Origin of the sequence: Mycobacterium sp. (assembly GCF_035570115.1) — a bacterium.
In the GTDB taxonomy this organism is placed as follows: Bacteria; Actinomycetota; Actinomycetes; order Mycobacteriales; family Mycobacteriaceae; genus Mycobacterium.
In genome coordinates this window covers 1-21,198 of sequence record NZ_DATMLH010000227.1, presented here as the reverse complement: position 1 = coordinate 21,198, position 21,198 = coordinate 1, and the positions used below count along the sequence as shown (strand labels likewise).

The following is a 21,198-nucleotide window of genomic DNA, read 5'->3' as shown; positions in this document are numbered from 1 at the left end:
ACCGAGACGGAATCGGCTCAGCGGGGGAATTGCCCGTCGTCGACTTTGACGATGGTGCCGGTGACGAACTCCGATGCGGGTGCGGCGAGGTAGAGCAGTGTGCTGTCGAGTTGGGCCGCGTCTCCGATTCGCTTGCGAGGCAGGTCGTCTGTGAAGTCGCCAACGCGCGCGATCCGACCTTCCATCATCTCGGTCATAAACGCACCTGGCGCGATCGCATTGACGTTGATGCCATAGCGGACCCACTCGACCGCGAGGGCTTCGGTCATCCGGTTGATGGCCGCTTTTGTCACCGAGTACAGCGCAGCTCCGTCGCCTTGGTAGTGGTATGCGCCCATCGACGAGAGGTTGATGATACGGCCGGGCAGCCTTGCGGCGATCAGCCGCCGGGCCACCTCGCACGTCAGCACGAACGGCCCTCGCAGGTTTGTGTCGATGACCGCGTCGATCAGCTCCAGCGACATCCGATGCGCCCGTTGAGCATCCGGGATCGCGGCATTGTTGACGAGAATCGTTATGGTCCCGAATGCCCCCTCGGCGCGGTCCAACGCGTCGCTCAGCCCAGCGGTTCGTGACACGTCCATTGCGACCGGTGCGCAACGATCTCCGCGCTCGCTGATCTCATCAGCGACCTGCTGCAACCGCTCGAGCCGTCGGCCGGCCACCACCACAGCCGCTCCGGCAGCAGCGAGTACTGCCGCGAAGCGGCGGCCGAGTCCGGCTGTGGCGCCTGTTACCAACGCGACTTGACCGGTGAGCTCTGTCGAGGCGTTCGGAAGCGGAAACCTGTTGGGCGGGCTCACGATCGGCACCACAACCATTTCTGTCGTAGTGATCCGCGTGTCGTCTGCGATGACGGTCCCACCGTCGACGGTTCTTCGCTGCCGGTACTGCACACGGCGAACAGCCTAATAGCATTAGGCTGCAACCGTGCTCCGGACTGGACGCAAGTCCCAGGCATCGACTGATTTGAGACGTTAAAACTCAAAATGTTATCGTTGCGTCGTGTGCCACTCCGGGACGGGCCTGCAGGTATGACGGAGACGGCTCAGCGGCTCGGTGCGCTGCGTGAACAAGTCCGGGAGCTGACCGCCTCGTGGCTGGCCGCGGGCCGCTACACCCCGCGGAGCGACTGCTGGTTGCGCTCCTTCGATCTTGCGTTCTCCCGCGAGCTGGCGGCTCGGGGACTGATCGGTATCACGTGGCCGGTGGAATTCGGCGGCGGCGGCCTGGACGCACGGTCGCGTTTGGTTGTCACCGAAGAGCTGCTGCGCGCCGGAGCGCCGGTCGCGGCCCACTGGATCGCTGACCGTCAGATCGGTCCGGCCATTTTGCGCCACGGCAGCCATGAGCTCCAGAAGGAGTTGCTGCCCGGCATCATCAGCGCCGAGTACATCTTCTGCCTGGGGATGAGCGAGCCGGAGGCGGGATCGGACCTGGCCGCCGTGCGTACGGCGGCGAAGAAGGTTGAGGGGGGCTGGTCGGTCAGCGGCCGCAAGATATGGACCAGTGGTGCGCATCGCGCGACGCACGCCTATCTATTGGCGCGCACGGATTCAACCGGGAAAAAGCACGAAGGCCTGTCGGAGTTTGTCGTGGACATGTCCGCGCCCGGGATCGAGGTTTCGCCGATAGTTGACATGTCGGGGGAGCACCATTTCAACGAGGTCACCTTCACCGATGTCTTCATTCCGGAGCATCGATTGCTCGGGACGGAGGGAAACGGCTGGCGGCAGGTGATCGAGCAGCTGTCGTTCGAACGCGGCGGTCCGGAGCGGGTGCTGAGCACGTACCCGCTCTTGGTCGAGACGCTCGAACACCTGCGCCGCACTTCTGATGACTGTCACGATGTGGAACTTGGCGCGCTGGTCGCCCGCCTGGCCACGCTACGGCGGCAATGCTGGGAGATCGCCAACGCCCTCGACGCCGGTCGCGCGCCGGTCGTGGAGGCGGCGAGTCTCAAGTACTTGGGTACGGAGTTTGAGAACGACGTCATCGAATTCGCCCGCCGAGTAGGGCTGCCGACCTCGCGCACCGACGCACTGGCGGAAGCGCTTTTGGCCTCACCCGGGTTCACCCTCCGGGGAGGCGCATCGGATGTTCTGCTTTCGATCGTCACGAAAAGCGAGACCAGGCCATGAGTGAATTCGCCCGCGAATTGACGGACCTCATCAGGAACCTCGCAGCCGACGCCGGCGATACGGGGTCAGTGTGGGGTCAGGTCTGCGAACTGGGCCTCGCCGGAATCGGCATGCCCGAAGACAAAGGCGGTTCCGGCGGGAGCCTGGCCGACCTGGTGGTGGTCGTTCGGGAGTTGGCGCGCGCCGGGCTGAGTACTCCGATTGTCGAGGCGTCGACGAGTTCGTACGCCGTAGATGCCGCCGCCGGTGAAAGTTTCGAAACCATCGTGGTAGCCCCCGACCTGGATGTCTCGTCAAATGCCGTTACCGCCAACCTGACTCAAGTGCCCTTCGCCGACCGGGCCACCGGGCTGGTGATCGTGACCGCATCCTCGGTGGTGACCGTCCCGCTGGCGGGGGAGTCGGTCACCGTCGAGCCCAGCCACGACATCGCTGACCTGCCCGATGCACGGGTAAACCTTGCCGGCGCCTCCGTCGCGCACATATCGGGCGGACCAGGCGCTGCTCAGGTCTTCGACCGACTGGCGCTCACCCGGTCGGCGGCATTGCTCGGCACTGCGTGGGGGGCCTACGAGCTCACCCGTAAGTACGTGATGGAGCGCGAGCAGTTCGGTGCGCCGTTGGTAAAGATTCCCGCGGTGTCGACCACACTGGCTCAGATGGCGGTGCGTACCAGGTTCGCCCAATCCGCGCTGGACCGGGCGGCGGCGGCATGCGCGGACGCCCACACGCCCGAGCTGCACCGGTTCGGCGCGGTGTCGGCGGCCCGCATCAGCGCGGCCACCGCGGCGACTCTGGTGGCACGGACCTCGCACCAACTGCACGGCGCGGTGGGCATCACCGCCGAATACGACTTGCATCGCTACACCAGCAAGTTGTGGGCACTGCGAGACGCTGATCAGTCGGAATTCGCCTACTGCGGCCGGCTCGGTGCGCGGGTGCGAGAAGAAGGCGAAATTGAGCTCTGGGACAGCATCTCGGCTTAGCCGCAGGCGACACTGGCAAAACTCAGGAGGCAGACAGTGACCGACACCGTCATCGTCGACACAGCGGATCGGATCATGGTGATCACGATCAACCGCCCGGAAGTCAAGAACGCGGTCGACATCTCGGTCGCCACCCGTATCGCCGCGGCGATCGATGACCTGGAGGCCCGCGACGACCTCACTGCGGCGATCCTGACGGGTGCTGGCGGAACATTCTGTGCCGGTATGGATCTCAAGGCGTTCCTGCGGGGCGAGTCACCATCCATCCCGGGCCGCGGCTTTGCCGGGCTCACCGAAAGTCCCCCGACAAAGCCCTTGATCGCGGCGGTCGAGGGCTGGGCGCTCGCCGGTGGCTGCGAACTGGTCTTGAGCGCGGACATCGTCGTGGCGAGCACGGCCGCCAAATTCGGTCTGCCCGAAGTCAAACGAGGGCTGGTTGCCGCCGCCGGCGGGCTGCTGAGGCTTCCGAAGGCCCTGCCGTACTCGCTGGCGATGTTAACCGCGTTGACGGGCGAACCGATCACCGCCCAAGATGCCGAGCGTCACGGACTTGTCTCCATGCTCGCAGAACCGGGCCAGGCGTTGGCAACCGCGCGTGAGATCGCGACCAAGATCGCCGCGAACGGGCCGCTTGCCGTCAAGGCCACGAAGAAGATTCTGTCGCATCAGAGCAACTGGACCGACCTTGCGGCGTTTGAATGGCAGCGTGAGATTACGGCTCGGGTAAGGGAATCGGCCGACGCCAAGGAAGGCGCGTTAGCGTTTGCAGAGAAACGCCCACCACGTTGGCAGGCCAGGTAGGCAGCCGAAAGAGATACCGCAGCCAGAGTGATGTGCCACCGGTGGTGGCTGGTCGTGGTCAGGGGATGCTAGCCGCCGCTGTGGACGGGAGCGGGCTGACCGGCGGCGGTCTGCCCGCTGTGGACGGCACCGGGCTGATCGGCTGCGCTCTGCCCGTCCCGCCCATCTGTCAGTCCGCTGGGATCTTGTGTGAGATCAACATCGTGGTCGAGGTCAGGCGCTATCGGGACCATGCGGCAGATGAATATGGGAAGAGTGCCACACGGATCGGGGTCGGCGGCGGCGGGAATTGCGAGATAAAGAACGCTCGTCACGGCGCCCAACGTGACGATCGCGGCCTTCTTCAAGACGGACATCAAGACTCCCTCCCCTGCCGCTAGCGCCCTAGTGTGCCGTTAGCGCCCTAGTGGCCGTCCCTGTGAGACCCCGCTAGTTTATTGAGACGCACAATGTCACACAAGCCCGAGGTAGACCTTGACCCCTAGGTGGAGCTGGTTTCGCGACTTAGTAGCGCGTGGCCGTCGGTCGCGCCGGCAGCAAGCGTTTCCTCGGCTTCGGAGTTGATGGCCTTGAGAAGCCATATCGTGTTGACGATGAACACCGCGCCGAACACCGCGGCCGGTATCCAGAAGACGAACACCCCATTCCAGGCAAACGGACCGGATTTGAAGAACGGCAGGATGAGCGCGGGCGTGAACATCAACTCGGCCCAGACGTTGAAATAGGCCAGCCAGCGCGGAAACAACGGCTGCGGTCTCGGGTCGGACAGGATCGCGAAGGCGAACGCGAAGAACTGCGCCATGAACGGTATAAAGGGCATTACCAAAATGATCCAGCTCATGTCGTTGAGGAGCAGGGTCGCATCGGGTGAACGGTCGGGACGGAACGCGGTGACGACGAACAGCAGCGCCGGCACCAAAAACGTCAGGCACCCGAACGCCCCACCGGCCAGCGTTGCGTTGATGACGGTCGGGTGCACGCCGGGGATGCGCCGCGCCTGCCCCGAGATGACCGCGGTGAACCACACATAGAACCCTGAGCTGAGGAAGATCAGCCCGGCGCCCAACCGGATTCCCGCGGTGTGGGCCTGGTAATGCGCCGCGATTTGTGCCGCTGACATGGACGGGGACAGTGGCGGCAGAAAGCCGGCCGCGACGAAACCGCCGAAGAACAGCAGCACGCAAACGATGCCGCTGTACGCGCAAATTCGCTGAAAAGTCAATTGAGCGTTCATGTCACTGGCCTCGATTGCCGATAAAGCTGGTAGTGGTCCCGGTGGGTGCCGGTAGGTCAAGGAGCTTTGCGACGAGCTGGCTTGCCGGATTGCTTTGCGCCATCGGGGACTCGGGCGGCATCATTCCGGCGGCGATCATCATGTGCGCGGCGCGAACCATCAGGATGGCCAGCCGGGTGCCGGCCAGGATCTCGTAATAGTCAAGGTTACGAACCTTGTGGCCGGTGATCCGTTCGTAGTAGTCGATGGTTTCGGCGTGGTCGGGGATACCCGCCGGCAAGGGAAGGCCGACGCCCTCGGTGTGGTGTCGCATCAAGAACAGCCACCAGCCGAGGTCTTGTTCGCGGCTGGCCAGCACCACCATCTCCCAGTCGAGCACACCCGCCGCGGCGAGGTCGTCGGAGAAGATGATGTTGCCCACCCGCGCATCGCCCCAATTGAGGACCTTGGGTTCATCTTGCTCGGGACGGTGCTCGTCCAACCAGCGCAGCGCCGCCTCGATCGTCGGGTTCGGTTCGCCCTCGGCCGCCCACTCGAAGGTGCGTCGCCATTTGGCCAGACCCGCGTCGAGACCGCTGTGGTTCTCGGGTGTATCGAGGAACTCCAGCCCGAGTGCGCGCCAGTCGACGCCGTGGATCTGCGCGAGTACGTCAATGGTGTTGTGCCACATTTGGCGTCGCTCATCCGGCGTCAGGTCCAGCACCCACCCGGCCGCGGTGAACGGCGGATCGTCGGCCGGAATTCGACCGTCGATCCGCTGCATTGCCAGAAACGGCGCACCGAAGACGGATCGATCTTCTTCGAAGAAATACACCCGGGGCACCGGGACCGGCGAGTGCTCGCCGAGCGCACTGATGACGGCGGCTTCCTTAGCCAGGTCGTAGTCGGGAAACACACCGGGGCTGTCGGGTTGCACGCGGGCGGCCATGCCCTGGGTCTGCTCACCGTCAGCATCACGCCAGCTCGCCGTGAAGAGAACCGTTTCGTTGGAGAGTCCACCCGCGCCGGGCACTTGCACGTCGGTCACGGTTATGTCCTGCGCGTCAGGCCATTTTGACGCCAGCCAGTCAGCGAGCCGCTTGGCGGCCAGCTCTGTGTCGATAGTGTTCTTCAAGGCCATCGTTTGCTCCTTTTACATCAATATGCCGACGAGACAAGGCTTTCCACTATTTGTTATAAGTGCGAAGATGCCAACGTTCGGCGTTTCATCATCTGCTGGTATTCGTCGAACCACAGCTCTTGATACGTCGCGTGAGTGGTCCGACCCTGTTCGTCGGTCCAGCGGTACACGCTGTCGTGAAACGAGGTGTTGGGCCACGCCGGCAGCGACGCGCAGGCGATTGCCTCACCCTGGAACCGGTAAAGCTCCCCGTTTTCGTCCTCAGCGGTGATCTCCTGGCGGATCGGCAGATGAATGCGCGGGTGGTACTCGAGGACGTTGCGGCGCACCCACTTGATCGACCGGGTCTCGTCGCCGCGCTGAATCCAGGCGAAATGATGTGATGGACGGTCACCGACGTTGTACAGCCCGGCCCAGGCTGGGTTGGTGTCCAGCGGCTCGAAACTGATTTGGTTGAAGATGAGATCGGGGCCGAAATACATCGGTGACCAGCCGACCGGCGGAACCGGGACCGCACCGCGCCGTTCCACCCGGATCTGGCGCCAGGAGCGGTCCCGCGGGGCGTAACAGTCGACCGGATAGGTTGTGCCGTCCAGCAGCAACTCGCCGGTCATGCGCATGAACTGCTCGGTGCCCCCCGGTTCGCGGGCCACGTCGTGGTGGTCTTCCTCGCCCGGCATGACATGCCCGCGGGCCAGTAGCGGGGTCACGGCCTCGGCGAGGACGTCGATGGCGGTGTTCCCGTCACTGCTGCGGTAGGTGATGCGCGCGGTCTGGCCGGGCTCGAGGAACTCGATCTTCAGGCCGTTGTCGGTGGTGATCGTGCTGCCTTCGACCCGCGGCCAGGGCATCGTGATCTCGTAATCGAGGAATGCCATGTCGGTGTACTCGACATTGTCGGTGCCCTGGAAGATGCACACACCGCCCTGCGACAGCGGGAAGGCCGGCTGGTAGCGCACGTACAGGAATGCGCCGATCGCCGCTTCGGGAACGCAGAAGCCGAAGTAGTGGGTGTGGATCAGGTGCGGATCCCACTGCTCCCCGGCCGCCGGCAACGGCAGCAGCAGATCGGTGTCACCGGAATGCGTCGCAATTGCCATGCCCGCTCCTAAGCCCTGACCGGGTCGGGAACCGCCGACTGCGAGGGTGGCGCTGCGATCGCTTTCACCTTCTGCCACAACGTCTCCGACTCCGGGTGGGCCACCTCGCCGCGACCGACAACGGACAGCCCGATGATCCACACCGAGAACAGCGCCAGTCCGAGGGTGACGAAGGATGCCAGGTAAGTCCAGACGTAGGACACATTCGCTTGGTTGAGCGACGCCCACATCGGCCAGGCCGTGGCGCCGTTGGCGATGCCGTCGGCCATCGGGACGCACGCGATCACCGCGGGCAGCTTCCACGCGGTGTTCAGATGCGGGCGGATGTGGAAGATCAACGCGCCGGCCACCATTGGCATCACCGGGTTGACGAATCCCCACCACAGCGGAAGTCCCCAGAAGTTGAACGGTTGATGGCCGTAATACAGATAGGTGCCCGCCAGGATGCCTGGGCTTTCCAGCACCACGTCGACCAGAAAGTCGCACGCCCACAACAGGAACATATCGCGCATCGTGACGCCGCGTTTGAACAGCTTGTAGGCGAAGTAGCCCAGCCCGCCGACATACCAGGGGTAGACGAAACAGATATAGAGCGGCATCGTGCGATCCAGGATCGTGAACGTGCCCAGCGCACCCCGCTCCTTCAAAAACACCAAACCGAGCACGTCGACGATCGGCTCGAAGGAGGCCGCCAACGCCCCGCCGAGGATGCAGTACAACAGCAGCGGTCCCTGTCCCTTGAGTAGCTTGCGCAGCGCCAGCGCCAACGCGATGCCCAGTGGAATGAAGATGAAGACGTTGAAGATCATCTCCGCCGTTTTGGGCATTACCGCATCGACCGGCGGTTGCGGAATCGTCGCCAAGACCATCGTCATCATCGCCGCGCCCTCCCTATTTGTGAGCCAGTTCACCCCGGCATGGCCAAACTAGCATCCGATGAATATAGTTTCAAGAGTGAAAACCTATTCATCGGGGAAGAATCCGGGTGTGACGTCCGAAACCGATGGCAAGGCGACGCGCACCGAACGTCAGCGGCTGCGCACCCGGCGGTTGCTGCTGGACGCCGGCCGAACGCTGATCGCTGCCAAAGGGGTGGCCGGCCTGCGCATCCAGGACATCACCGAAGAGGCCGATGTGGCGCTGGGCTCCTTTTACAACTATTTCCAGTCCAAGGAGGAGCTGCTGGAGGCGGTGATCACCGAAAGTCTTTCCGACTTGACGTCCGCGATCATCACCAATGTCGACGACGAGACCGACCCGGCCGAGGTCGTGGCGCTGGCCAACCTTCGAGTCATTCGGCTCGCTTACGACGAACCCGACTTCGCCCGTCTGATCGTCAACATCGGCCACTCTGAGGCGCTGTTCGGCGACGCCGTCCACCCGTATGCGCGAATCGCCGTGGAGCGCGGAATCGAAAGTGGGCGCTTCGTTGTCGGCGATATCGAGGTCCTGCTCACCGCGGTGATCGGCGGCGCGTTCGCGCTGATCCGAGAAATCCTTGACGGTCGTCACGGCGCGCGTGCCCATCACGCTTTCGCCCGCCACGTGCTCGCCTCACTCGGGCTTCCGCCGGACGAGGCTGAAACGATCGTTCGCACGGCAGTCGGTCGAGAGCGAGGAGGAGGGACCAACTAGGCCGTCGTCAATCGCGCCTCGCTGCTGTCATCGCTTCTTCTGGTCGCGAATGGCCGTCTGGGCAGCGAGCTTGCCCGGCAGCGCGCACACACCGCCGACGGGGTGGGTGCCAGCGCCACTGAGGTAGAGCCCCTTGACTGGCGTCCGATACCCGGCCAGCCCGGCTGCCGGCTTCAGTGGCCCGAACCGTGAGATCAGCGGGTCGACATGGTAGACGTTGCCCGCCGGGGCATTGAACCTCGTCTCGAGATCGGGTCCACCGAGTACGGCTCGGTCGATCTCAAGTCTGTCCAGCCCCTCGTAATACTGTGCGGAATCACGCAATACGGCGTCGCCGACCTTGTCCCGCACGTCCTCCCACGGCTCCTCCGGTGTCACCGGGATGACACCTGACCAGAGCCACAGATTGTCGCGGCCCTCGGGGGCTTGGGTGGGATCGACCGCGGTGGGGATGATGGCGCAGCTCACCGGAACCGGGTCGGGCCATTGGCCGCGTACCACGGCGTTCCATGCGGCGTCCTGTTCTTCCAGGGTATGCCAGGCGATGAGGTACTTGCGCAGGTCCAGGCCGTCGCCGCGCCAGTCCTCGTGCTTCTTCATCGTCACGCGGCCCTCGAGAGCGACATTGATCTTAAGCGACGTGGCGTGTGTCTTGCGGATCGGAATGTCCTTGGCGCGCACCGATAATTTCGTATCCAGCGTGCCTGCCGGCAGCAGCTCGTTGAGCGTCACGACGGGGTTACAGGTGGTCAGGACACCATTGCGGGCAGTGACGAGTTGGCCGGATTCGAGTCGTACCCCCGTCACGCGGTCGTTGGATACCACGAGCTCCTGCACCCGGCTGTTGGTGTGCACCGTGCCGCCGAGCGCGGTCAGACAGCGATGCAGTGCGGCGGGTAGCGCGCCGGTGCCGCCGACCGGCATCGCGTTTGAAACCTTCTGAACCACACCGAGATAGATCATTGCCCAGGCGGTCGCGTCCAAGCGCATTTGCGAAAACGCTGCCATGGCCGCCAGCGCGCCCTTGGGTAACTCGGTCTCGAAGGTCTCTTCGAGGAACTCGGTGTGCGACGCGGTCACCATATTCCGCAGGCTCCACGCACCCTTGAGGTGACGGGCGGCGCCCAGCAGCGAGCTGGCCATCTCGCGGTTGAACGGCCGCAGCGGGTGCGACTTCATGTAGGCCACCACCACGTCCATGAGCGGATCAAGCGCATTGGCCAGGTCCAGCCAGGCCCGGGCGTCCTTGGGCGAGAACCGTCGCAGCTCATCGGCGGTGCGACTGGCATCCTTCCAGACCGCCAAGGAGCTTCCGTCCGGAGCCAACTGGATGTGTGCGGGGTCCACCGAGATCTGCTGCAGCCCGTACTTGTGCAGCTCCAGGTCCTCGGCGACCCCAGAGAGCCGGAAGATTCCGGTCAGTTGGATCGCGCCCTCGTTGAAGTAGTGGCCCGGCGCCTTCGACAGGGTGGCGTTGGTGGAGGTCATGCCGCCCACGGTGGGCGATGCCTCCAGGACGGCTACGCGGTGTCCGGCGCGGGCCAGATAACACGCGGCGGTCAATCCATTGTGTCCGGCTCCGATGACCAGGTAGTCGGCTTCGGCAGGGGGCGTGGTTTCCGTCATATCTGCAATCTTCATCGAACTCGATTGTAAAATCAAGATTGAGATGTAGATCGAATGCGATACTGCTGTCGTGAGTGTGTCTCCTGCCCCGATGGGACGTCGAGATCGCCGTAAGGCCGAGGCGCGGCAACGGCTGCTGGCCGCCGCCCACCGGCTGATCGCCGAGAACGGGGTGTCAGACCTTCGAATTGGCGATGTCACCGATCTCGCCGACCTCGGCTTCGGCACCTTCTACACGTATTTCCAGTCCAAGGACGCGCTCATCGAGGCGGTGGTGGCCGACGTGCTTGCCGGACTCGCGGCAAGGATCGGCGCGGATGCCCTCGAATTCACCGATCCGGCCGAGGCGGCCTCGGCGTCTTACCGGCGTTTCCTCCGCTTCAGCCGCGACGAACCCGAAGTTGCGCGGGTTCTCGTCGAACTCGACCGCGTCAATGCGATTTTCGAGGATGCGGTGACGCCCTGGGCTATGGAGACGCTGTCCCGTGGCCGGAAATCTGGTCGATTCGCTCTTGACGATCTAGACCTGGCGCTGACGTCGATCACGGGTGCCGCGCTGGCCGCCATTCGGGCGATTTTGGCCGGCCGCCTCCCGCCCGGTCCAAAGACCGAGTCGCGGGGCGCGGAGATGATGCTGCGCGGCCTGGGCCTCGATGCGGCTTCAGCGCGAGAGATTGCCCGCCGCCGACTGCCGTAGCTGCACCCAGACCGAGCCCGCGCCGCCACCCGTGGTGCCAATCCACTATATGCGATATCATATCGTGTGTGCTGTCGCCGCTCTCTCCGCTCGCGGGCATCCGCGTTGCCGACCTGACCAATGGTCTGGCAGGTTCATGGAGCAACTGAGAAGCCTGGACGCCGCGTTGGTCTATCTGGAGAGCAAGGCTCTGTCGATGCACATGGGGGCCGTGTTCGTTTACGATCCTTCGTCGGCGCCGGGCGGGAAGGTGACCTTCAGCCAGATTCTGGCGAATCTCGAGCGTCGGATGGCCACGGTTGACGTGTTTCGACGTCGGGTGGAGCGCGTTCCACTGGATCTGGACCACCCATGGTGGGTCGATGATGGTCCGGCCGATCTCGGGTATCACGTCAGTCGGCTGGCTCTGCCCGCGCCCGCGGACTGGCGCGAATTTTGTGGGCAGGTCGCCCACTACCTCGAACGACCGCTGGACATGTCGCGGCCGCCATGGGAGATGCTGTTCATCGAAGGGCTCGACACGATCGAGGGCATGCCGAAGGGCGCATTCGCCTTGGTGCACAAGATGCACCATTCCGCCATGGATGGCGTATCGGGCATGGAGTTCATTGGTTGCCTGCACGACCAGGAGCCGACGCCGACGTCGACGCCGCGGTCCGATCTGCCGAGCCGTCAACCGGAGTCGCCGTCAGCGGTCGAGCTATTGCTCAGGGCGCTACCCAACGCCGTGCAGAATCCGCTGCGGATCCTCGAGGCTGTGGTCGGGTTGGGGCCGGCGCTGTCTCGGCGTGTGTTGGCAACACAGACGGACATCGAACTGGAACCCGCCGCGTCGGCGAAGGTGCCACGCACGCGATTCGACGGGTCGGTCGGACCGCATCGGACGGTCGGTGGGGTCCGCTTCGACCTTGCCGACATCAAGCAGGTCAAAAACGCGGTGCCTGGTGCGACGGTGAACGACGCTGTCATGGCTCTCGTCGGCGGCGGCCTCCGTCACTACCTCAACGATGCGCACGAACTTCCGACGGACTCTCTGGTCGCCTTGATGCCGATTTCGTTGCGAGAAGGGGACTCCGATGGTCTCGGCAACAAATTGGCCTACACAACGATCCCATTGGGCACGGACATCGACGACCCGATCGAGCGCGTCCGTCGCCTGCACGAGATGGCGGCGAAGAAGAAGGCCGTACAGAACGGCGAGAATGCTCGCAGGCTCATCCAGATCGCCGACGCCGTTCCCGCGGGTCTGTTGGGTTTGGCCGGACGTTTGGCGGCTCAGCTGGACCTGTCCAACAAGGTGTCGGCAATGAACATCACGGTCACCAACGTGCCGGGTCCCGGCACGCCGATTTACCTGACAGGCGCCAAGCTCGTGGACATCTACGGCTTCGCCCTCGCGGCGAATGGCCTTGGGCTAGTGAACATGGTGTCCAGCTACGCCGGGTCGTTGACGATCGGCTTTCAGTGCGGCGCGGTCATGATGCCGGACCCCGAGCGTTATGAAGCATGCCTGCGGCGCTCGATGGCCGAACTGGTCAACGCGGCGGCACCTACCAACCGGAACGGATTTGCGCAGGATGCGGCTCCCAAGAGACGCGGGCATCGCGTGCAAGGGGCGCACAAGTGAGTGATATCGGTTTCTGGACGGCGGCGGCGCAATCGCACCCTGCACGCATCGCGGTGGTGGATGACCGGGGCAGAGAAACGAGCTTCGGTGAGCTGTTCGCCAACCAGAACAGGCTGGCCAACGGACTGCGGGCGCTGGGCCTGGGTGCCGGTGATTGCGTCGCGGCGCTGCTGTGGAATCAGCGTGAGTTCCTAGAACTGGCCCTCGCCGCGGCGCAGACCGGGCTGTATTTCCTGCCGATCAATTGGCATCTGACCGCGCCGGAGGTCGCCTACATCTTGGCCGATTCCGGGGCCGCGATGTTGCTCGCTGACGAGCGGTTGGAATCGGTCGCCGTCGCGGCCGCTGACGAGGCGAAGTTGCAACCGGCCCGACGGTTGGCGGTCGGTGCGATCGCGGGCTTCGGAGCGTACGAGGAGTTCATCTCCCAACAGCCGCCGTCTCGCCCCCCTTCGCCGACGGGGGGCGAGACGATGCTGTACACGTCCGGGACCACGGGGCGGCCCAAGGGCATTCGGCGGCCGCTATCGGGCGCCGACCCCGAAGCCGCGGTGGCCCCGATGGTCACGGTCGTGTCGCAGATCATGGGTGTCCCGACCGGCGAGGGCGTGCAGTTGGTGACCGGTCCGATGTATCACGCCACGCCGGGCAGTCTGGCGACACTGGGTCTGCACATGGGCCACACGCTTGTCTTGATGGATAAGTGGGAGCCGCAGCGCGCACTGGAACTCGTCGAGCGCTACCGGGTCAGCTATATGCACATGGTGCCCACCATGTTTCAGCGTCTGCTGGCACTCCCCGAAGAGGTGAAGCGCTCCTATGACACGTCGTCGTTGCGCTGTGTGGTGCACGGTGCCGCACCGTGTCCGAAGGACGTCAAGATGCGGATGATCGACTGGTTTGGGCCGATCATCAACGAGTATTACGGCTCGTCGGAAGGCGGCGGCGCCAGTGTCGGTGCCGAGGACTGGCTGAAGCGTCCAGGAACGGTCGGATTGCCCTGGCCCGGCGCGGCCATCCGGATCTACGACGAGAACGGCTGGGAATGCCCGCCGAACCAGGCCGGCGAGGTGTACATCAAGATGCCGGGCTTCGAATTTGAATACCACAACGCACCGGAGAAGACGCGGGACAGCACCCGAGACGGCTTCTTCACGGTGGGCGACGTCGGCTACCTCGACGAGGACGGTTATCTGTTCCTCTCCGGACGGTCTACCGAATTGATTATCTCCGGAGGCGTCAACATCTATCCAGCCGAGATAGAGGGGTATCTGGCCGCGCATCCGGCGGTCGCCGATGTCGGCGTGATCGGGGTGCCCAACCAGGAGTGGGGGGAAGAGGTCAAGGCGGTGGTTCAGTTACGCGAGGGTGGCGAGCCCAGTGCCGAGCTGGCCGACGAGCTGATCGCGCACTGCCGCGACGGTCTGGCCGGCTACAAGGTGCCCCGCTCGGTGGACTTCCGCGAGGCGCTGCCCAGGACTGAGACCGGCAAGTTGTACAAGCGACTGCTCCGGGAAGAGTATTGGGCGTCGGCGGGCCGGCAGTTGTGAGCCGACCGCGGACCCGCGCGGCCGCCACGATTCGATCCGAGCAGGCCGCAAAGCCGACGGCGCCCGTGGTGGCGAGCGCCTTGGAATTGGCGAACACGCTCAACGCGTGGCGGCCGTTCTCCCGAAGCGCTGTGCCTGCGGCATTTACGTTCGTGTGCGGGTGGCCCACCTCTGAGCTACCCCTGCACGCGCTGGGACTGTCGGCTCTGCGACTGGCCCGCGCCGCTCGACGCGGAGACATCCAGGGAAGCGCGGGGCGCGCCGCGTTCGGTCTCGCCTGTTTGTCCTGGCTCGGTCTGGCGGGCGTCTACCAACGCCAACTGAGATCGAAAACGGTGTTGGACAAGGCGGTCCGCGACGCGGTCGGCGAGAGACCCGACATCATCTGGACACCGAGCGCAGTCAGGCTGACCACCGGTCGACCACTGGTGCGGCGGCGACGGCGTTACGTGGGTCCGGAGGCGACCTTTGCCTACGGGGATGCCGGGCGGTTCAACAAGCTCGACATCTGGCGCCACCGGGATCTTCCCGACGACGCGCGCGCGCCAGTGGTTCTCCAGGTGCCCGGGGGCGGCTGGGTCACCGGCGGCCGGCGAGGCCAGGCGTACCCATTGCTCACCCGGTTGTCGGCGGCAGGCTGGGTATGTGTGTCGATGAGCTACCGGCTCAGTCCGCGCCACCCTTGGCCCGCCCATATCCTCGACGTCAAACGGGCTCTGTCGTGGATCAAGGCGAATATTGCTGAGCATGGCGGTGATCCGGACTTCGTCGCCATTACCGGCGGGTCCGCCGGCGGACACCTCGCGGCTTTGGCGGCACTGACGCCGGACGATAAGTCACTGCAGCCGGGATTCGAGGACGTGGACCTCAGTGTGTCGGCAGCTGTCCCACTGTACGGTCGCTACGACTGGCTGACCAGCGAAGGACCAGGGCGCCGGGAACTCATCGCGCTCATAGAGCGCTACATCGTTCAGCGCCGCATCGGCGAGGCGCTCGAGGTCTTTCGCGCCGCGTCGCCGCTGTTGCGGGTTGGTCCCGACGCCCCGCCATTCTTTGTCCTGCACGGCGAGTGCGACTCGGTGATCCCGGTCGAGGAGGCACGCGCGTTTGTCGATGCGCTGCGCGCGGTCTCGCGGGCGCCCGTCGCTTACGCTGAGCTTCCCGGTGCGCAGCATGGCTTCGATTTCTTCGAGTCCGCCCGCGCGAGGAACTCCGCGCATGCGGTACACGATTTTTTTGAGACCGTATACGCCGCCAACCGGCGGCCGAAGCGGCTCGGTACCAACACCATTATGTCGACGGCCAGGGGTGACCGGTGAAACGCCTGAGCGGCACGGATGCCCTCTTGTTGTATGTGGAGACGCCCAACGTTCACACCCACTCGCTGAAGGTGTCGGTGTTCGACACCTCGAATTACGACGGTGAGTTTGGCGTTGACGCCATTCGCCGGGTTTTTGGGGGCCGCCTGCACCTGCTGGACCCCTTGCGCTATCAGCTTGTCGATATTCCGTACAAGCTGCATCACCCGATGTGGTTGGAACACGTCGACGTCGACCTGAACTACCACATCCGGCGGTGTCAGGTGCCGGCTCCTGGCGGAAGGCGGGAGCTCGACCAGGTGATCGGCGAGGCCGCCAGCACACCGCTGGATCGCGGTCGGCCGCTGTGGGAGGCTCACGTCGTCGAAGGAATGACCGGCCACCGGGTGGCGGTGATCGGCAAAATCCACCACGCCCTGGCCGACGGTCTCGCGTCAGCGAACCTCTTGGCGCGCGCAGTGGACTCCGGTGGTCCGCATTCGGAGCGCGATTCTTACCTCACCGATCCGCCCGTCAGCAGCGGGCAGCTGCTGCGCGCCGCCGGCCGGGATCACCTAAAACAACTGCGACGGCTTCCCGGGCTGGTCAAGGACACCGCGACGGGCGTCCGGCAGGTCCGGCGCAACAAGCCGCGACTGCCGGGCGGGTACGGCGAGGGCAATCTGCGTCCACCAGCGACGTTCATGAATCACGCACTCTCACCGCAGCGCGAGTTCGCTAGCACCACTGTTGCGTTGGCTGAGGTGAAGCAAACGAGCAAGAAGCTGGGCGTCTCCCTCAACGACCTGATCCTGGCGATGTCGACGGGCGCGCTGCGTGAGCTGTTGCTGCGTTACGACGGGCGCGCAAACGAACCGATCATCACGCAGGTTCCGGTCGGCTTGGACAAGTCGCCGGACCGAATATCGGGCAACGTGCTGGGTGCACTGCTTGTGGCGCTGCCGGTGCATGTCACCGCTCCGCTGGACTGGGTTCGGCTTGTCCACCTCGGTGTCACGGTCGCCAAGGAGACGGACCGCCTGCGCGGGCCGGAGCTATTCGACCGGTGGACGAACTACCTGCCGCCGGCAATGGCCGAATCGCTGTTCCACTGGCTGGCGAGCCGCGATGAGCAGAAGCTTCTCTACAACGTGGTGGTCTCCAATGTGCCCGGTCCTCGCCAGCGGGTCAGCCTGGGAGGTGTTCCGGTCACGGAGTTCTACTCGGTGGGGCCAGTGCTGGCTGGTTGTGGCCTGAACATCACGGTGTGGAGCTATGTGGACCAGGTCAACATCTCGGTGCTCGCGGACCGCCAGACCGTCGGTGATCCCCACGAGGTCACCGACGCCATGGTCACCGCGTTCGGCCAGATTCGCAGCGCCGCCGGGCTTTCCCCCGTCCCGAACGAAGTCGGCACCGCGATGCCACGGTAGTGGCACCCTGAAGGAGAATTGTCGTGTCACGGTTTCTGTCCGACGAGCAGCGCCAGATCCAGCAGACCAGCCGGGCGTTCGCCCAGAAGGAGATCCGGCCGCGCCGGCTCGAGGCGTATCAGGGGCATGAGTTCATCACCGAGATGGCCCGCCGTTGCGGCCAACTCGGGATGTGGCGCACCCTGGTCCCGGAGAGCCGGGGTGGCTGATCATCGAGGGCACCACCGACATGCACCACTCGACCGTCGCCCATCTCCTCGGGCTACCAGACGCCGCGATCGGAATCTTCTGACATGGTCAACATCGGAATCTGCTCCATCCAGACGCACTACACGGTCAAATGACAGCGCATGACACGAACGGCCTCTTGATCTATGGCGCCAACGGCTACACCGGGAGGTTGACGGCGCACCGAGCCGTCGAGTGGGGAATGCGGCCGGTACTCGCAGGGCGGGACGAGCAGGCCGTGGGCGAACTGGCCGCAGAGCTTGGACTGCAGAGCCGCATCGCCTCGCTCACCGATCCAGGTGCAGTCGACGCGATGCTCGAGGGGATGGCGGTCCTGCTCAACTGCGTCGGCCCGCCCACCGTGGTACCGCCGCTGGTGGAGGCGGCGCTGCGCACCAGGACCCACTACCTCGATATCGCCGGGGACTGCGAATATGTCTACAGCCTCGACCGGCGAGCCGAAGAGGCGCAGGTGGTTCTCTGCCCGATGGCCGGTTACGACCTCGTCCCGAATGACGTTCTGGCGGCTCGGCTTCAGGAACTGCTCCCCGATGCCACCCACATCGAGGTGGGCGTGGTGGCGGGCGGCGCTTCGCAGGGTTCCTCCGAAACCCTGCTCGTCCTGCTGCGAGACAAGGGAACCCAGGTCCGGGAGAACGGGCTGCTACGAAAAGTTCCATTCGGTTCGCGCCGGCTGAGTTTCCACGGTCCCGGGGGACGGCATGAGGCCCGGCTCTTTCCGTTTCCGGACCCCTACACGCTCTGGCGCAGCACCGGCATTCCGAACATCGCCGCCTACATCAGCAGCCCGGACCTCTCGGCGACCACCATAGGGGTCACGCGCTGGATGGAGCCACGGCTCTCCAACAAGCACTTCTTCCGCTTCGCTCGGTGGGCGGCCCGCCGGCGGCCGGCGGTCAACCAAACCGGCGAGCCTCCCGGTCAGCGGTCGGTGGTCTGGGCCCGGGCCCGCAACCGACGGGGCGAAGAGGTTGAGGGCTGGATCGAGACGCCGCCCGGATATTCGTCCACCGCAGCACTATCGCTGCTCTGCGCCCGCCGGCTACTGAACGGGAGCCCTCCCATCGGTGCGAGCACGCCCGCTCGGCTGATCGACCTCGACGATGTGCTCGATCTCCCCGGCTTCCGGTCCAGCTTGCGATAAGGAGCGTTTCGAGTCATCGACGCAGCGCGGGGTGGTGGCTGCGACGAATGTGGGGCCGGTGCGGACGTTGCGCATGAGCACCGATCGGACGCTTTCCGCAGAAGTCGGTCTATGATAGATTGATTTGCGGGGTGCGTGGCTACCTAGCAGGGCGCTGCCGAGATGAGTTCGGCGACAACGGATATGACCGCCCACGAGCGCGACCGGGTCGACGGGCACTAACGGCGCAACAGAACGGATCCAGATGCGGTTCACACTCGAGTACCCGGTCGCCCATCCTTCGTACAACGCGGAATTCCTCGACCCCGACGTGGTGAGCGCCGTCGCGGAAAGCGCTGAGAAGGCAGGGTTCACCGCCATCGGCGTCACGGACCATCCCGCTCCGTCCGACAAGTGGATGCGCGCTGGTGGACACGACGCGCTGGACCCGTTCTCGGCACTGGCATTCTGCGCCGCGGTCACCACCAGCCTGCGCCTGATGACGATGTTGCTTGTCGCCCCGTATCGCAACCCGTTGCTGACCGCGAAGTGCGCGGCGACGGTCGACGTGCTGTCCAAGGGCAGGCTCGTCCTCGCGCTCGGGGCGGGCTACCTGCGATCGGAGTTCGCGGCGCTCGGGGTGGAGTTCTCCGAACGCAACGACCTGCTCGACGAGGCCGTCGCGGCGATGACCGGCATCTGGTCGAACGACGCGTTTGGCTTCGCAGGCAAACACTTCACGGCGATCGGGCAGACTGCGCGGCCCCGGCCGGTTCAGCAGCCGGTGCCGGTCTGGTTCGGCGGCAACAGCGTGGGCGCGCGCAGGCGGGTGGCCCGCGCCGGGCAGGGCTGGGCGCCGCTGATGAACGACCCGACGTCGGCCAAAACCAACCGCACCGCGCTGCTGGACACTCCCGAGAAGCTCGGCGTCGCAATCGAGCAGCTACGTGATTTCCTGGCCGCCGAGGGCCGCGACCCCGCCGGGGTCGACGTCCAGGTCGCGACACCGCAGGCCGGCGCGTGGGCGTGCGAGCCCAGTCTCGAACAGCACCGCGACCACCTCGGCGAACTGGGCGCCGTCGGCGTCACGTCGTTCGTGGTCAAGATTCCCGGCGAGGACTCGCGGCTCGCGATCGATCAACTGAACCGCTACGGAAGCGAGATCATCGCCGGCTGCTGAGCGCACCGCGGCATCAGCGGATGGCCACAGCGTCGAACCGCTGCGTCGGGTAGTGCGCGACCATCTTGGACCCGAGCGGGCCCAGCTGCGCGTGACGGCGAAGGTTGCGCCGATGGAACAGCCACACCAGCTCCTCATCGTGCGCGCCCGCGCCGGCGTCGGCCAGCACGAAACGTTCCAGCGCCGCATCGCTGTCCCACCAGGTGTCCGGCCGGTAACCCAGCACCCGCGCGACATCGTCAAGCTCCGCCTCCGCGCAGTCGTCGCCGATCTCGTTGAGCCGCTGCAGATGTCGCGCCATCCGGAAGCACAGCCTCAACTCGTGACCGACCAGATCGTCGTCGGCGCCCACCGAGAGCGCCCGCAGGTTGTGCACCAGATGCCCGTAGGTGTGGTCGTGGCGGGTGCGCCGCGGTTCGGCGGGCTCGACGGTGGGCAGCTCGATGCCGAGCAGCTCCCCGAGGGCCTCGGTGGCATGCAGATTGGTCTCGCTGGTCCACTGCATGTTGTTCATCAGGTCCGTCTCGTCCACCGGGTCGGACACCGCGGGGCCGAAGATGAGCTGGTTGTCCAGCGTCGCGGCGAAGTGGTGGCGTTTGATGGCCTCCAGGTCGACCTCACGGCCGGTCAGCTCGGCATACCGCGCGTACAGCGACCGAAAGTCGCCGTAAGGGATGAGGGTGTCGCGCATGCGCCACTCGGCCAGGTCCAGCATCGGGTCTGCGACACAACCGAACTCGAGGTCGAGCAGCGCAACCAGATGTCCGTCGCTGTGGTGAAACTGCCCGGTGTCCCACAGGATCGGCGTCAGCCTGCCGTCGCTGCGCGGCGGGTTGCGGTGCATCCATCCCAGACAGAACTCGAGGAACGGGTCCGGGTGCTGCTTGCGTGAGCGCCACCGCTGCTCCAGATGCGCATGGGGCCAGATCCCGGACTGCTCGGGCGCTGGTGGCCGGGCGATTCCGGCCTCCAGAAACGGTGCCGTGTCCAGGGCGTGCAGACGCGCGAGGACGTGCAGGTACTCGTCGACCACGGCATCACGCTGGCCTGTGGGTACGCCTTCGAAATCGGGCTTGCCTCCCACCAGCTCCATCACCACGGCGCCGAGGTCCTCGATCCAGCCGTGATGACGGGCGACCGGGATTCCCTGTTCTTCGAGCATCCGGTGAAACGTCATCTCGTGCCGCAGCGGGAACACCTCGGTGTCGACCCTGGCGCCGCGGACCACCACGTCGAAAGGCGCACCGTCTCGCTCGCCACGCACGAACCACGTTGGGCGCCAGCGTGTTTGCCTGCGCACCTCGGTGATTGTCATACCTAGATGGCTGGCGGTGGCGCCAGCGACCTCGGCGACCGACGGGATCGACATGGGCTTCCCTTCGAAACGCGCACAGTAAT

Annotated in this window: 20 protein-coding genes; 12 read left to right on the top strand and 8 right to left on the bottom strand. The window is 65.1% G+C overall.

Annotated elements, in window-relative coordinates:
- Nucleotides 1-17: 17 nt before the first annotated feature.
- A complete protein-coding gene (locus VNW74_RS20380; RefSeq protein WP_325680111.1) occupies nt 18-803 on the bottom strand; it encodes an SDR family NAD(P)-dependent oxidoreductase in 786 nt (261 codons plus the stop codon).
- A 231-nt stretch (nt 804-1,034) separates the two neighbouring features.
- Between VNW74_RS20380 and VNW74_RS20375 the strand changes: the two genes are divergently transcribed.
- From VNW74_RS20375 to VNW74_RS20365, 3 genes are all read left to right on the top strand, one after another.
- Entirely contained in the window at nt 1,035-2,141 is a 1,107-nt protein-coding gene (locus VNW74_RS20375; protein ID WP_325680109.1) for an acyl-CoA dehydrogenase family protein, read from the top strand.
- On the top strand, nt 2,138-3,127 hold the full coding sequence (locus VNW74_RS20370; protein ID WP_325680107.1) for an acyl-CoA dehydrogenase family protein: 990 nt from the start codon (nt 2,138-2,140) through the stop codon (nt 3,125-3,127). Before VNW74_RS20375 ends, VNW74_RS20370 begins: the two co-directional genes overlap by 4 nt.
- A gap of 75 nt (nt 3,128-3,202) precedes the next feature.
- The gene (locus VNW74_RS20365; RefSeq protein WP_414686732.1) at nt 3,203-3,928 is read left to right on the top strand and encodes a crotonase/enoyl-CoA hydratase family protein; all 726 of its coding nucleotides are present in this window, start codon (nt 3,203-3,205) and stop codon (nt 3,926-3,928) included.
- Nucleotides 3,929-3,996: 68 nt separating this feature from the next.
- Here VNW74_RS20365 and VNW74_RS20360 read toward each other — a convergent pair whose 3' ends face one another.
- The 5 genes from VNW74_RS20360 to VNW74_RS20340 all read right to left on the bottom strand — a co-directional run bounded on the left by VNW74_RS20360 (nt 3,997) and on the right by VNW74_RS20340 (nt 8,260).
- A complete protein-coding gene (locus VNW74_RS20360; RefSeq protein WP_325680103.1) occupies nt 3,997-4,284 on the bottom strand; it encodes a hypothetical protein in 288 nt (95 codons plus the stop codon).
- Nucleotides 4,285-4,409: 125 nt separating this feature from the next.
- Entirely contained in the window at nt 4,410-5,162 is a 753-nt protein-coding gene (locus tag VNW74_RS20355; RefSeq protein WP_325680101.1) for a hypothetical protein, read from the bottom strand.
- Nucleotide 5,163: 1 nt separating this feature from the next.
- Entirely contained in the window at nt 5,164-6,282 is a 1,119-nt protein-coding gene (locus VNW74_RS20350; RefSeq protein WP_325680099.1) for a phosphotransferase family protein, read from the bottom strand.
- Nucleotides 6,283-6,335: 53 nt separating this feature from the next.
- Complete coding sequence (locus VNW74_RS20345) at nt 6,336-7,382, bottom strand: tyrosine protein kinase (protein WP_325680097.1); 1,047 nt, start codon at nt 7,380-7,382, stop codon at nt 6,336-6,338.
- A gap of 8 nt (nt 7,383-7,390) precedes the next feature.
- Nucleotides 7,391-8,260: a hypothetical protein gene (locus VNW74_RS20340; RefSeq protein ID WP_325680096.1), complete on the bottom strand. Its 870-nt coding sequence runs from the start codon at nt 8,258-8,260 to the stop codon at nt 7,391-7,393.
- Between the two features lie 76 nt (nt 8,261-8,336).
- On the opposite strand from VNW74_RS20340, the gene VNW74_RS20335 reads away from it, so the two are divergent.
- Nucleotides 8,337-9,017 (top strand): TetR/AcrR family transcriptional regulator, encoded by a 681-nt coding sequence (locus tag VNW74_RS20335; protein ID WP_325680094.1) that lies wholly within the window; start codon nt 8,337-8,339, stop codon nt 9,015-9,017.
- Between the two features lie 27 nt (nt 9,018-9,044).
- Here VNW74_RS20335 and VNW74_RS20330 read toward each other — a convergent pair whose 3' ends face one another.
- Nucleotides 9,045-10,658, bottom strand: coding sequence for an NAD(P)/FAD-dependent oxidoreductase (locus tag VNW74_RS20330; protein ID WP_325680093.1), 1,614 nt, complete (start codon nt 10,656-10,658; stop codon nt 9,045-9,047).
- 76 nt (nt 10,659-10,734) lie between these two features.
- Here VNW74_RS20330 and VNW74_RS20325 point away from each other — a divergent pair, with 76 nt between their 5' ends.
- The 8 genes from VNW74_RS20325 (at nt 10,735) to VNW74_RS20290 (ending at nt 19,800) form a co-directional block, all read left to right on the top strand.
- A complete protein-coding gene (locus VNW74_RS20325) occupies nt 10,735-11,340 on the top strand; it encodes a TetR/AcrR family transcriptional regulator (RefSeq protein ID WP_325680091.1) in 606 nt (201 codons plus the stop codon).
- 136 nt (nt 11,341-11,476) lie between these two features.
- Nucleotides 11,477-12,967 carry a wax ester/triacylglycerol synthase family O-acyltransferase gene (locus VNW74_RS20320; protein WP_325680089.1) on the top strand — a complete coding sequence of 497 codons (1,491 nt, stop codon included), beginning with the start codon at nt 11,477-11,479 and terminating at the stop codon, nt 12,965-12,967.
- Nucleotides 12,964-14,517: an AMP-binding protein gene (locus VNW74_RS20315; protein WP_325680087.1), complete on the top strand. Its 1,554-nt coding sequence runs from the start codon at nt 12,964-12,966 to the stop codon at nt 14,515-14,517. The genes VNW74_RS20320 and VNW74_RS20315 overlap by 4 nt, the downstream gene beginning before the upstream one ends.
- Before the next feature lie 29 nt (nt 14,518-14,546).
- On the top strand, nt 14,547-15,836 hold the full coding sequence (locus VNW74_RS20310) for an alpha/beta hydrolase (RefSeq protein ID WP_325680153.1): 1,290 nt from the start codon (nt 14,547-14,549) through the stop codon (nt 15,834-15,836).
- Nucleotides 15,833-17,248, top strand: coding sequence for a wax ester/triacylglycerol synthase family O-acyltransferase (locus VNW74_RS20305; RefSeq protein ID WP_325680085.1), 1,416 nt, complete (start codon nt 15,833-15,835; stop codon nt 17,246-17,248). The genes VNW74_RS20310 and VNW74_RS20305 overlap by 4 nt, the downstream gene beginning before the upstream one ends.
- Nucleotides 17,249-17,271: 23 nt before the next feature.
- Nucleotides 17,272-17,457: an acyl-CoA dehydrogenase family protein gene (locus VNW74_RS20300; RefSeq protein WP_325680083.1), complete on the top strand. Its 186-nt coding sequence runs from the start codon at nt 17,272-17,274 to the stop codon at nt 17,455-17,457.
- Nucleotides 17,458-17,588: 131 nt separating this feature from the next.
- Entirely contained in the window at nt 17,589-18,641 is a 1,053-nt protein-coding gene (locus tag VNW74_RS20295; protein ID WP_325680081.1) for a saccharopine dehydrogenase family protein, read from the top strand.
- A gap of 244 nt (nt 18,642-18,885) precedes the next feature.
- Nucleotides 18,886-19,800, top strand: a complete 915-nt coding sequence (locus VNW74_RS20290; RefSeq protein ID WP_325680079.1) for an LLM class F420-dependent oxidoreductase — start codon at nt 18,886-18,888, stop codon at nt 19,798-19,800.
- A 13-nt stretch (nt 19,801-19,813) separates the two neighbouring features.
- On the opposite strand, the gene VNW74_RS20285 is transcribed toward VNW74_RS20290, so the two are convergent.
- On the bottom strand, nt 19,814-21,198 hold a 1,385-nt coding region (locus VNW74_RS20285; RefSeq protein ID WP_325680077.1), incomplete at its 5' end, for a phosphotransferase.

What these genes read in the sequence shown, in the direction of transcription:
- VNW74_RS20340 (WP_325680096.1), bottom strand. Translation starts at nt 8,260, where the DNA reads ATGATGACGATGGTCTTGGCGACGATTCCGCAACCGCCGGTCGATGCG.
- VNW74_RS20350 (WP_325680099.1), bottom strand. Translation starts at nt 6,282, where the DNA reads ATGGCCTTGAAGAACACTATCGACACAGAGCTGGCCGCCAAGCGGCTC.
- VNW74_RS20375 (WP_325680109.1), top strand. Translation starts at nt 1,035, where the DNA reads ATGACGGAGACGGCTCAGCGGCTCGGTGCGCTGCGTGAACAAGTCCGG.
- VNW74_RS20325 (WP_325680091.1), top strand. Translation starts at nt 10,735, where the DNA reads ATGGGACGTCGAGATCGCCGTAAGGCCGAGGCGCGGCAACGGCTGCTG.
- VNW74_RS20365 (WP_414686732.1), top strand. Translation starts at nt 3,203, where the DNA reads ATGGTGATCACGATCAACCGCCCGGAAGTCAAGAACGCGGTCGACATC.
- VNW74_RS20355 (WP_325680101.1), bottom strand. Translation starts at nt 5,162, where the DNA reads ATGAACGCTCAATTGACTTTTCAGCGAATTTGCGCGTACAGCGGCATC.
- VNW74_RS20345 (WP_325680097.1), bottom strand. Translation starts at nt 7,382, where the DNA reads ATGGCAATTGCGACGCATTCCGGTGACACCGATCTGCTGCTGCCGTTG.
- VNW74_RS20320 (WP_325680089.1), top strand. Translation starts at nt 11,477, where the DNA reads ATGGAGCAACTGAGAAGCCTGGACGCCGCGTTGGTCTATCTGGAGAGC.
- VNW74_RS20330 (WP_325680093.1), bottom strand. Translation starts at nt 10,658, where the DNA reads ATGAAGATTGCAGATATGACGGAAACCACGCCCCCTGCCGAAGCCGAC.
- VNW74_RS20295 (WP_325680081.1), top strand. Translation starts at nt 17,589, where the DNA reads ATGACAGCGCATGACACGAACGGCCTCTTGATCTATGGCGCCAACGGC.
- VNW74_RS20290 (WP_325680079.1), top strand. Translation starts at nt 18,886, where the DNA reads ATGCGGTTCACACTCGAGTACCCGGTCGCCCATCCTTCGTACAACGCG.
- VNW74_RS20370 (WP_325680107.1), top strand. Translation starts at nt 2,138, where the DNA reads ATGAGTGAATTCGCCCGCGAATTGACGGACCTCATCAGGAACCTCGCA.
- VNW74_RS20360 (WP_325680103.1), bottom strand. Translation starts at nt 4,284, where the DNA reads ATGTCCGTCTTGAAGAAGGCCGCGATCGTCACGTTGGGCGCCGTGACG.